The sequence below is a fragment of the Rhodoferax sp. genome, assembly GCF_014859475.1.
Classification (GTDB): Bacteria; Pseudomonadota; Gammaproteobacteria; order Burkholderiales; family Burkholderiaceae_C; genus Rhodoferax.
Window position 1 is genome coordinate 1 of record NZ_JACUUE010000076.1, and the last position, 11,542, is coordinate 11,542.

The window sequence follows — 11,542 nt, forward strand, 5'->3', positions numbered from 1 at the left end:
CCGGCATCCACCGCCACGGTCACAGGCATGTCAACCACGTCGAACTCGTAAATGGCTTCCATGCCCAAGTCTTCAAAGCCCACGACTTTCGAGGTCTTGATGGCCTTGCTGACCAAATAGGCAGCGCCACCCACAGCCATCAGGTAGGCGCTCTGGTGTTTTTTGATGGCCTCGATCGCGACCGGGCCGCGCTCGGCCTTGCCAACCATGGCAATCAGGCCGGTCTCGGCCAGCATCATCTCGGTAAAGCCGTCCATGCGCGTGGCGGTGGTGGGGCCAGCCGGGCCGACCGCCTCGCCATCGACCGGGTCCACCGGGCCCACGTAATAAATCACGCGGTTGGTGAAGTCCACCGGCAGCTTTTCACCCTTGGCCAGCATGTCCTTGATGCGCTTGTGGGCGGCGTCGCGGCCGGTCAGCATCTTGCCGTTGAGCAGCAGGGTGTCGCCGGGTTTCCAGCTTGCCACTTCGGCCTTGGTCAGGGTGTCGAGGTTGACCTTCTTGCTCTTGACATAGTCGGGGGCCCATTGCACATCGGGCCAGGTGTCAAGCGACGGTGGTGTCAGGTAAACCGGGCCGCTGCCGTCCATCACAAAGTGCGCGTGGCGCATGGCGGCGCAGTTGGGAATCATGGCAATGGGCTTGCCCGCCGCGTGCGTGGGGTACATTTTGATCTTGACGTCGAGCACGGTGGTCAGGCCACCCAGGCCTTGTGCGCCAATGCCCAGGGCGTTGACTTTTTCAAACAATTCCAGGCGCAGTTTTTCAACGTTGGAGAGTTCCGCGCCGCTGGCCGCTTTGGCTTGCAGCTCGTGCATGTCCAGGCTGTCCATCAGACTTTCCTTGGCCATGACCACGGCTTTTTCTGCCGTGCCGCCAATGCCGATGCCGAGCATGCCGGGCGGGCACCAGCCAGCACCCATGGTCGGTACGGTTTTGAGTACCCAATCAACCACCGAATCGTTGGGGTTGAGCATGTACATCTTGCTTTTGTTTTCACTGCCGCCGCCTTTGGCCGCCACCGTTACTTCGAGCTTGTCGCCTGGCACGATGTCGGTGAAGATGACGGCAGGCGTGTTGTCCTTGGTGTTTTTGCGCTCAAACTGGGGGTCGGCCACCACGCTTTTGCGCAGCGTGTTGCTGGGGTCGGTATAGGCGCGGCGCACGCCTTCGTTGATGGCGTCGTCGAGGCTGCCGGTGAACTCGCCCCAGCGCACGTCCATGCCCACTTTGAGGAACACGTTGACGATGCCGGTGTCCTGGCAGATCGGGCGGTGGCCTTCAGCACTCATTTTGCTGTTGGTCAGGATTTGAGCAATGGCATCCTTGGCGGCCGGGCTTTGCTCGCGCTCGTAGGCTTTGGCCAAGTGGGCGATGTAGTCAGCGGGGTGGTAGTAGCTGATGTATTGCAGCGCTGCGGCAACGGATTCGATCAGATCATTTTGGCGGATGGTGCTCATGATGGTGTCCTCAAAGTGCGTGAAAACTGATTTCGACCACCGGCGCGGCCGAATGCAGCAGAGTTTAACCAACGCGCCCCGACACCAGCCTGACGACGCTTCGCTGCACAAGCCCTAAATGCCGCTGCCGCCCCGTGTTGTAGGAGCGGCGCCCTCGCCGCGAAGGTTGTTGGCGTGGCTCAGCGCAAGCCCAGGTGCAGCGCGGCCTTGGCCAGCAAATGCGCGGAGATCGGTGCGGTGATGAACAAAAACAGCGTAACCAGCATTTCATGCAGGCTCAAGCCATCGCCGGTGACGCTGAAATAGACCGACGAGGCAATCAGCAGGCAACCCACGCCCAGCGTGGTGGCCTTGGTGGGGCCGTGCAGGCGGGTGTAAAAGTCTTTGAAGCGCACCAGACTGAGCGAGCCAATCAGGGTAAAGCCGGCGCCGATCAGCACCAGCGCCGAGAGCAGGATTTCGGTGAACAAGCTCATTCGATGATGTCTCCGCGCAATAAAAATTTGGACAAGGCCACGGTGCCGACAAAACCCATCAGGGCAATCAGCAAGGCGGCCTCAAAATACAGCGGGCTGCCGAGCTGGATGCCCAGCAAAATCAGCAAGGCGATGGCGTTGATGTAAAGCGTATCAAGCGCCAGGATGCGGTCGGGCACGCTGGGCCCCTTGATCAGCCTGTAAAAGCTCAGGCCAAAGGCGACGGCAACAAAGGCAAAGGCGAGGATGAGGGCGCTGCTCAGCATTCAAAAATCTCCTTGAGTGGGGCCTCGAACCGTGTTTTGATGGTGTCAATGAGCTGCTGTGCGTCGGTGCAGTCCAGCGCATGCACCATCAGCGTGCGGTGGTCGGGTGACAGGCGCGCGGACACGGTGCCGGGCGTCAGGCAGATGGTGTTGGCCAGCAGGCTCACGGCCAATTCGTTGGTCAGATTCAGCGGTACTTGCACAAATAAAGGATTGAGCGAACGCGGCCCGGCCAGTACCAGGCGCGCCACAGCCACATTGGCCACCAGCACATCAAACAAAAAAACACCCAGAAAACGCAGCAGGCTCAATGGGCGGTAGATACGCACCCGCTCGGGCCAGAAGTTGAGCGTGAAGCGCGGAATGGCCCAGCCCAACAGCAGGCCGAGCACGACATGGCCGGGGGCCAGCGTGTTGTTGAGCAGCAACCAGACCAGTGTCAGAATGGGTGTCAACAAGGGGTGAGGTAACCATTTTTTCATGGCTTGGCTCCCAGCACGGCGGAGATGTAGCGCGCAGGCTCAGCCAATTGCTGCGCGGTGGCTTGCGCATAGTCAAGGGCCGGCCCGGCAAATATTGTCAAGGCCAGAATCAGCCCGAGCAAACCACCAATGGCCAGCAACTCGCGGGCGCTGCTGGATGGGCTTGCGGGGCTTGGCTGCCCGGTAGCTGTTGTATCGGTGGCGGGCAGGCTGTTGAAAAACACCTGACTGCCCGCGCGCGCCATGGCAATCACCGCCAGCAGTGCGGCGAGCAAAATCACCGTCCAGATCCAGGGCTGACCAGGGGCTGCACGCAGAATCAGAAACTTGCCAATAAAACCAGACAGCGGCGGCAAGCCGGTCACGGCCACCGCTGCTGCAAAAAACAGGCCGCCCCAAAGGGCATGGCGCGCCATGTCGGCGTCGGGTCTGAGGCTGTCGGCCTGCAACAGGCGGCGGCGTTTGATGCTGTCAGCCAGCAAAAACAGCAGCGCGGCGGTAAAGGTGCTGTGCGGCAGGTAATACAGCGCCGCGGCGATGCCCTGGGTGCCCAGGCTGATGCCAGTGAGCAGCGTGCCCACCGACACCAGTACCAGGTAGCCGCTAAGGCGCCCCAGGCTGTCGGCGGCCAGCACGCCGAGCGTGCCGATGACGATGGTGGCCAGCGCCAGCGGCATCAGCCAGGGCTCAAACAGGTTGGCGAGTGCCCCGGCGCTGTCGCCAAACAGCAGCGTGTGGCTGCGCAAGATGGCATAAATGCCAACCTTGGTCATGATGGCAAACAGTGCCGCCACCGGCGCCGACGTGCCGCTGTAGGCGGCAGGCAGCCACAGGTGCAGCGGCAGCAAGGCGGCCTTGAGGGCAAACACCGCCAGCAGCAGCAGGCCACCAGCGCGCGCCAGGCCGAGCATGTTGGCATCCAGTGCGACAGCCCGGGCCGCCAGGTCGGCCAGGTTCAGGCTGCCCAATGACGCATAGATGAGCCCGGCGGCAAACAGAAACACCGTGGAGCCGGCCAGGTTCATCACCACGTAGTGCAGCCCGGCGCGGGTGCGCACTTTGCCGCCGCCATGCAGCGCCAAGCCATAGGAAGCAATCAGCAAAATCTCGAAAAAGACGAACAGATTGAACAGGTCGCCGGTCAAAAAGGCACCAGCCAGGCCGAACAATTGCATCTGGAACAGCACATGAAAATGGCGCCCCTGGGCATCGATGCCGTTGCCGGCATAAATCAGCGCCCACAGGGCGAGCAGGGTGGTGACAAGCACCATCCAGGCCGACAAGCGATCAGCCACCAGCACAATGCCCCAGGGGGCGGGCCAGTCACCCAACCGGTACACCAGCATGTCGCCGCCTGATACGGCAGCCAGCAAGGCCATGGCAGCGCCAATTTGTGCGAGCGCAGACGCCAGCGCCAAAACGCGTTGGGCCGGCAGCGACAAGCGTCCCAGCGCCAGCAGCAGCGTGCCTGCCAAAAACGGCAACAGGATGGGGACGATCGGCAGGTGCGCCATCATGTCGCGTCCCCCGCTTGGGGTGCTGTGCCATCGACGTGGTCGTTGCCAAATTCGTCCCGCGCGCGCAGGCTCAGCATGATGACAAAGGCGGTCATGGCAAAGCCGATGACGATGGCGGTGAGCACCAGCGCCTGCGGCAAGGGGTCGGCGTAATTGGCTGCGCCCGAAATGACTGGCGGTTGGCCAATGACGAGCCGGCCGGTGGCAAATAAAAACAGGTTGACGCCGTAGGACAGCAAGGTGAGGCCCAGCACCACGGGGAAGGTGCGCGCGCGCAGCAGCAAATAAACGCCGCAGCCAGTCAAGGTGCCTATGGCCAGGGCAATCAGGGTTTCCATGGTGCGGCCTCGGGGTTGTGGCTGGCGCGGTGCACCAGGCCCAGGTTGATCAGGATCAGCAGGGTAGCGCCCACCACCACCAAATAAACGCCAAGGTCGAAAGCCATGGCCGAGGCCAGCTCGAACTCGCCCACCAGCGGCCAGTTGACATGGCCAAAGGCCGAGGTCAGGAACGGCCGGCCAAAGAGCCAGCTTGCCAGCCCGGTGAGCAGGGCGATGACCAGACCCGCAGCGATCCAGGGGTGGGTGTGGGCCGGCAGGCGCGCATGGGTCCAGCTCACGCCATTGGCCAGGTACTGCACGATCAGCGCGATGGCGGTGATGAGCCCGGCAATAAAGCCGCCGCCCGGCAGGTTGTGGCCGCGCAAAAAGATATAGAAAGACACCAGCAGCGCCAGCGGCAGCAGCAGCCGGGCAAAGGTGGCCAAAATCATGGGGTGGGTGTCGCCGTCCCAGGCGCGGCCACTGGCGTCAACCGTGGGGCCGCTCAGGCGCAAGTTGCCCAGCAGCGCAAAAATGCCCAGGGCGGCAATGGCCAGCACGGTGATTTCACCGAAGGTGTCAAAGCCACGGAAGTCCACCAAAATCACGTTGACCACGTTGCTGCCACCGCCGCCGGACACACTGTTTTCCAGAAAGAAGTCGGCAATGCTGTCATTCGAGCGGGTCAGCACGGCCCAGGACAGCGCGGTGGCACCGCCGCCGGCCAGCAAGGCCAGCCACACGTCACGCCAACGCCTGGCGGTACTGGATTCACGCGGCGTGGTAGCGGGCAAAAAGTACAAGGCCAGCAGCAGCAAGATCACAGTGACCACCTCGACCGAGAGCTGCGTCAGCGCCAGGTCGGGCGCCGAAAACTTGACAAACACCAGCGCCACGATCAGCCCGACGGCACCGGTGAGCACCAGGGCGGTGAGGCGGTGGCGATGCAGTGCCGTGGCCGCCAGCGTAGCCAGCAGCAGCACCAGGCCGGCCATCAGGCTGACGCCGTCAACGCCGAGCAGGGGCCGCGTACCCGTCAATGGCGCCGCCACCAGCGCCAGACCGGCACCGCCGAGCACCAGGGCGCTGAGCACGAACAGCGCGAGCTGGCGCTGCAGCGATCCGGTGTCGAGCCAGCGGGTAACGCGCTCGGCGGTGCCAAACAGGCCATCCATCAGCGCGTCAAAGATCAGTCGGCCCTGCAGGCGCTTGTCGAGCTGGTCGTGCAAGGCAAACAGGGGGCGACGGGCCAGGTACAGCACTGTGCCACCGGCCAGGGCGATCAGGCTCATCCACAGCGCCGGGTTAAAGCCGTGCCAAATGGCCAGGTTGTGCTCGGGCAGCGGCCCCTGCAGCACGGCGCCGGCGGCCACGGCCAGCAGGGGCTCGACCGTTTGCGCCGGAAATATGCCGACCAGCAACACCAGCACCACCAGAATCTCTACCGGCACCTTCATCCAGCGCACCGGCTCGTGCGGTTTTTTGGGCAGGTTGACGGGCTCGCCGTTAAAGAACACGTCGTGGATGAAGCGCAGCGAATAGGCCACGGCAAAAACACCGGCCAGGGTCGCGACAAGTGGCAGCAACCAACCCAACGGGTGCCTGCTGCCCGCGGTCACGGCCTCGGCAAAAAACATCTCCTTGGATAAAAAACCATTGGCCAGCGGCACCCCGGCCATGGCTGCAGAAGCCACCATGGCCAGTGTGGCTGTGTGCGGCATGTAGTGCCACAGGCCGTTGATGCGGCGCATGTCGCGGGTGCCGCATTCGTGGTCGATGATGCCGGCGGCCATGAACAGGCCAGCCTTGAAGATGGCGTGGTTGATGATGTGAAACACCCCTGCCAAAGCGGCCAGCGGCGTGCCGATGCCAAACAGCGCGGTGATCAGCCCGAGGTGGCTGATGGTGGAATAAGCCAATAGGCCCTTCAGGTCGTGCTTGAACAGCGCCAGCACCGCGCCCAGCAAAAAAGTGGTCAGGCCAATGCCGCCCACCAGCCAGGTCCAGGCATCCGTGCCCGATAGCACCGGGAACAGTCGGGCCAGCAAAAAGACACCGGCTTTCACCATGGTGGCCGAGTGCAGGTAGGCTGAAACCGGCGTCGGCGCGGCCATGGCGTTGGGCAGCCAGAAGTGAAACGGAAATTGCGCCGATTTGGTAAAGGCGCCCAGCAAGATCAGCAGCAGCGCCGGCAAATACAGCGGGTGCGCGCGCACCAGGTCGCCACTGGCCAGCACCTGGGTCAACTCGTAGCTGCCGACCATTTCGCCGAGCAAGATAAAACCGCCCAGCAGCGCCAGGCCACCGGCCCCGGTGATGGCCAGCGCCATGCGGGCACCGCTGCGGGCGTCTTCACGGTTGCGCCAGTAGGCGATCAGCAGAAACGACGACAGGCTGGTGAGCTCCCAGAAAATCAGCAACTGGATCAGGTTTTCCGACAGCACCACCCCCAGCATGGAGCCCATGAACAAAAGCAGGTAGGCGTAAAGCCGACTCAGGCTGTCGCGCGCGCTCAAGTAGTAATGGGCATACAAAATGACCAGCAATCCGATGCAAAGAATCAGCAGCACAAAAAGCACGCCGAGCCCGTCCATGCGAAACACCAGGTCCAGCCCGGCGCTGCTGATCCAGGGCAGGCGCTGCAGCGTGGTGGTGCCGGCAAAGCTGGCCGCCATCAGCGGCAGCAATTGCAGCAAGGCCGCCGCCGTCACCCCGGCGGCGCACCAGGCGCTGGCGCTGCGGCCGTAGCGGGCAATGGCAGCGACCAGCGCTGCGCCAAAAAATGGCGTGAGTATGGCTAGAAACAGTTGCATGGTGTCATGATTCTTAAGGCACGCCCGGGCAGTGCGACTTCAGCGCGCATGGGTAGCCCGGATGAAGCGCGGCGCAAGCCGGGTGGCTTAGTCGCCAACTACTTTTTGGCCCTGCACCATTTTCATGGCCGAACCCACCAGGGCGGCCACTTCGGTCATGTTGCTGGGAACGATCAGGGTGGTGGTGGCATCTGCTGCCACTTTGCTGTAGGCATCAACCGCTTTTTCGGCCACCTTGAGCTGCACGGCCTGGTCACCACCGGGTTGGCGAATGGCAGCTGCCACGCGCTCGATGGCCTGCGCATTGGCCTCGGCCACGGTCAAAATGGCGGCCGCCTCGCCCTGCGCCTGATTGATGGCGGCCTGCTTTTCGCCCTCGGAGCGTGCAATAAACGCCTCACGTTCGCCGGTGGCGATGTTGATCTGCTCCTGGCGACGTCCTTCGGAGGCGGCAATCAGGGCGCGCTTTTCGCGCTCGGCGGTGATCTGCTGCTGCATCGCGTGCAGGATTTCCTTGGGCGGTGTGAGGTCCTTGATTTCGTAGCGCAACACTTTCACGCCCCAGTTCAGCGCAGCTTCATCGATGGCCTGCACCACCTGAGCGTTGATGATGTCGCGCTCCTCGAAGGTTTTGTCGAGCTCGAGTTTGCCGATCACCGAGCGCAGCGAGGTTTGCGCCAGTTGCGAAATCGCCATGATGTAGTTGCTCGAGCCGTAGCTGGCGCGCATCGCATCAGTCACCTGAAAATACAAAATGCCATCGACCTGCAGCTGCGTGTTGTCGCGCGTGATACAGACCTGGCTGGGGATGTCGAGCGGCACTTCCTTGAGCAAGTGCTTGTAGGCCACCTTGTCAACAAACGGCACCAAAAAGTTCAGGCCCGGCATCAGCGTACCGGTGTATTTGCCCAGGCGCTCCACCACCCAGGCGTGCTGCTGCGGCACCACCTTGACCGACTGCGAGACAAAGATCACCGCGATGACAAACAAAATAAATGAGATTTCCATTAATGACTCCAAAAAACCAAGCAGATGATGACTCCGTCACTGCGAGCCCCCCGTATCCGGCCCGATACCGCACACGGACCTTGAACAGAGACTTCGTCATCGCGAGCGAAGCGTGGCGATCCATGACTTCCGGGGTCATGGATTGCGTCACTGCGTTCGCAATGACGGGGCTGTTCATGGAAAGCGTAGCGCAATGACATCCTTTTCCAATTCACAATTTTTCGACCACCAGACGACTGCCGACCACCTCGACGATACGGTGCGGGCCGGGTGCCGACACCGCGCCGGGCCGCAGCGACACGTTCCAGCTGGCGCCGCGGTATTTGGCGGTGCTGGTGCCATCCTCGCTCCAGCTTTCGATGTTCAGGGTTTCGCCGATGTCCAGATTGACGGTGCGGTTGGCACTGGCTGGCAAGGCGGGCGGCTGGTGCTTCTTGTAACTGCGCCAAGCCACCACAAAACCGCCGCCGAGCACGGCTGCCACCACCAACTGCACCGGCATGGATGCCCCCATGTGCGCGGCAATGGCAGCTCCGGCCAGACCCAGCGACAACATCAGCAGATAAAAAGTGCCGACCAGCAACTCGACTGCGATCACCGCGCCTGTCAAGAGCCACCAAAGGGTCGAATCTGCCATGTTCAAATTTGTATCCATTCGTATTTGTCCTGCCGTATTCTCTGGTAAGTGTGCGCGTTCGCAACCGGTGCGACACGATAAGTCCTTACACTTCGCGCCAATTTACATTTTTTGCCCGAGCCACTGGAGTCTGCCATGAAATTTCGCTTTCCGATTGTCATTATTGACGAGGATTACCGTTCCGAGAACACCTCCGGGCTGGGCATTCGCGCGCTGGCGCAGGCCTTTGAGTCCGAGGGGTTTGAGGTGCTGGGTGTCACCAGCTACGGCGACCTGAGCCAGTTTGCCCAACAGCAAAGCCGCGCCAGCACCTTCATTTTGTCGATCGACGATGAGGAATTTACCCCGGGCCCCGATCTTGACCCGGCGGTGGTCAACCTGCGCCATTTCATCGAGGAGGTGCGGCGCAAAAACCTCGATGTGCCGATCTACGTTTACGGTGAAACCAAGACCAGCCGCCACCTGCCCAATGACATTTTGCGTGAGCTGCACGGCTTCATCCACATGTTTGAGGACACGCCAGAGTTTGTTGCGCGCCACATCATCCGCGAAGCCAAAAGTTATCTTGAGGGTGTGCAGCCGCCGTTTTTCAAGGCCTTGCTCGACTATGCCGAAGACGGCTCTTATTCGTGGCACTGCCCGGGGCACTCCGGCGGCGTGGCGTTCCTGAAAAGCCCGGTGGGCCAGATGTACCACCAGTTTTACGGCGAAAACATGCTGCGTGCCGACGTGTGCAACGCGGTCGAAGAACTGGGCCAGTTGCTTGATCACGATGGCGCCATTGGCAAGAGCGAACGCAATGCCGCGCGCATCTTCAATGCCGATCACTGCTTTTTTGTCACCAATGGCACCAGCACCAGCAACAAAATGGTCTGGCACCACACGGTGGCACCCAACGACGTGGTGGTGGTGGACCGCAATTGCCACAAATCCATCCTGCACGCCATCATCATGACCGGCGCGATTCCGGTGTTTTTGAAGCCCACGCGCAACCATTTCGGCATCATCGGCCCCATTCCCAAAAGCGAGTTCGAGCCCGCCACCATCAAGGCCAAGATCAGGGCCAATCCGCTGATCAAGGCGCATTTGCCCGACCTCGATGCCAATCAGATCAAGCCGCGCGTGCTCACGCTGACGCAATCCACCTACGATGGCGTGCTGTACAACACCGAAACCGTCAAGAACATGCTCGACGGTTATGTGGAAAACATCCACTTCGACGAGGCCTGGCTGCCGCACGCGGCGTTCCACCCGTTTTACGGCAGCTACCACGCCATGGGCAAGAGACGGGCGCGGCCGAAAAAGGCCATGGTCTATGCCACCCAATCCATTCACAAGCTGTTGGCCGGCATCAGCCAGGCCAGCCATGTGCTGGTGCAGGACTCGCAAACGGTCAAGCTTGACAAGCACCTGTTTAACGAAGCCTACTTGATGCACACCAGCACCAGTCCGCAATACAGCATCATTGCCAGCTGTGACGTGGCTGCGGCCATGATGGAGCCACCCGGGGGCACCGCGCTGGTGGAAGAAAGCATTGCAGAGGCGCTCGATTTCAGGCGTGCCATGCGCCAAATCGACGACGACTACGGCACCGACTGGTGGTTCAAGGTCTGGGGGCCGGACAAGCTGGTGGAGGAGGGCATTGGCCGCGCCGACGACTGGATCATCAAGGGCGAGTCGCGCACCATCAAGGCCGGGGTCAACTGGCACGGCTTTGGCAAGATGGCGACCGGCTTCAACATGCTCGATCCGATCAAGTCCACCGTGGTGACACCCGGCATGGACCTGAACGGCAAATTCGCCAAAACCGGCATTCCGGCCAGCATCGTGACCAAGTTTTTGGCCGAGCACGGCGTGGTGGTGGAAAAGACCGGGCTGTACAGCTTTTTCATCATGTTCACCATCGGCATCACCAAGGGCCGCTGGAACAGCATGCTGACCGCCTTGCAGCAGTTCAAGGACGACTACGCCAAGAACCAGGCCATGTGGCGCATCCTGCCCGAGTTTTGCCAAAAATACCCCAAGTACGAAAACATGGGCCTGGCCGACCTGTGCCAGCATATTCACCAGCTCTATGCCAAGTACGACATTGCGCGTCTGACCACCGACATGTACCTGAGCGACCTGACTCCAGCCATGAAACCGAGCGACGCCTACGCCCACATTGCGTTGCGCAAGACCGAGCGCGTGGAAATTGACCAGCTCGAAGGCCGTGTCACGGTAGGCCTGGTGACACCTTACCCACCCGGCATTCCCTTGCTGATTCCGGGCGAGGTGTTCAACAAGAAGATCGTCGATTACCTCAAGTTCTCGCGCGAGTTCAACCGCCAGTGCCCTGGCTTCGAGACCGACATCCACGGGCTGGTGGAAGAAGAGGGCGCCGATGGCCAAGTGCGTTACTTTGCAGATTGCGTGAAGGCTTGAGGGTTCAATCGCGGCGAGGGCGCCGCTCCCACAGGAGGCGGGACCCTGCTTTGTGGGAGGCCCGCCCCCGGGCCGATGGCTGCCCGGCGAGGGCGCCGCTCCCACAGGAGGCGGGACCCTGCTTTGTGGGAGGCCCGCC

Annotated in this window: 10 protein-coding genes; 1 reads left to right on the plus strand and 9 read right to left on the minus strand. The window is 61.7% G+C overall.

What is annotated here, in order from left to right; all coding sequences use genetic code 11:
* From IBX54_RS08370 to IBX54_RS08410, 9 genes are all read right to left on the minus strand, one after another.
* The coding region (locus IBX54_RS08370; protein ID WP_296542211.1) for a fumarate hydratase at positions 1 to 1,460 on the minus strand (1,460 nt) is incomplete at its 3' end.
* Between the two features lie 179 nt (positions 1,461 to 1,639).
* On the minus strand, positions 1,640 to 1,936 hold the full coding sequence (locus IBX54_RS08375) for a Na+/H+ antiporter subunit G (protein ID WP_296542212.1): 297 nt from the start codon (positions 1,934 to 1,936) through the stop codon (positions 1,640 to 1,642).
* Positions 1,933 to 2,202 carry a K+/H+ antiporter subunit F gene (locus tag IBX54_RS08380; protein ID WP_296542213.1) on the minus strand — a complete coding sequence of 90 codons (270 nt, stop codon included), beginning with the start codon at positions 2,200 to 2,202 and terminating at the stop codon, positions 1,933 to 1,935. The genes IBX54_RS08375 and IBX54_RS08380 overlap by 4 nt, the downstream gene beginning before the upstream one ends.
* A complete protein-coding gene (locus tag IBX54_RS08385) occupies positions 2,196 to 2,684 on the minus strand; it encodes a Na+/H+ antiporter subunit E (protein ID WP_296542214.1) in 489 nt (162 codons plus the stop codon). Before IBX54_RS08385 ends, IBX54_RS08380 begins: the two co-directional genes overlap by 7 nt.
* A complete protein-coding gene (locus tag IBX54_RS08390) occupies positions 2,681 to 4,201 on the minus strand; it encodes a monovalent cation/H+ antiporter subunit D (RefSeq protein ID WP_296542215.1) in 1,521 nt (506 codons plus the stop codon). Before IBX54_RS08390 ends, IBX54_RS08385 begins: the two co-directional genes overlap by 4 nt.
* The gene (locus IBX54_RS08395; RefSeq protein ID WP_296542216.1) at positions 4,198 to 4,539 is read right to left on the minus strand and encodes a Na+/H+ antiporter subunit C; all 342 of its coding nucleotides are present in this window, start codon (positions 4,537 to 4,539) and stop codon (positions 4,198 to 4,200) included. The genes IBX54_RS08390 and IBX54_RS08395 overlap by 4 nt, the downstream gene beginning before the upstream one ends.
* Positions 4,527 to 7,334 (minus strand): monovalent cation/H+ antiporter subunit A, encoded by a 2,808-nt coding sequence (locus IBX54_RS08400; RefSeq protein ID WP_296542217.1) that lies wholly within the window; start codon positions 7,332 to 7,334, stop codon positions 4,527 to 4,529. Before IBX54_RS08400 ends, IBX54_RS08395 begins: the two co-directional genes overlap by 13 nt.
* Before the next feature lie 87 nt (positions 7,335 to 7,421).
* Positions 7,422 to 8,342, minus strand: coding sequence for an SPFH domain-containing protein (locus IBX54_RS08405; protein ID WP_296542218.1), 921 nt, complete (start codon positions 8,340 to 8,342; stop codon positions 7,422 to 7,424).
* Positions 8,343 to 8,553: 211 nt separating this feature from the next.
* Positions 8,554 to 8,979 (minus strand): NfeD family protein, encoded by a 426-nt coding sequence (locus IBX54_RS08410; RefSeq protein ID WP_296542219.1) that lies wholly within the window; start codon positions 8,977 to 8,979, stop codon positions 8,554 to 8,556.
* A gap of 135 nt (positions 8,980 to 9,114) precedes the next feature.
* Here IBX54_RS08410 and IBX54_RS08415 point away from each other — a divergent pair, with 135 nt between their 5' ends.
* Positions 9,115 to 11,403 (plus strand): arginine/lysine/ornithine decarboxylase, encoded by a 2,289-nt coding sequence (locus IBX54_RS08415; protein WP_296542220.1) that lies wholly within the window; start codon positions 9,115 to 9,117, stop codon positions 11,401 to 11,403.
* The last annotated feature ends 139 nt before the right edge of the window (positions 11,404 to 11,542 follow it).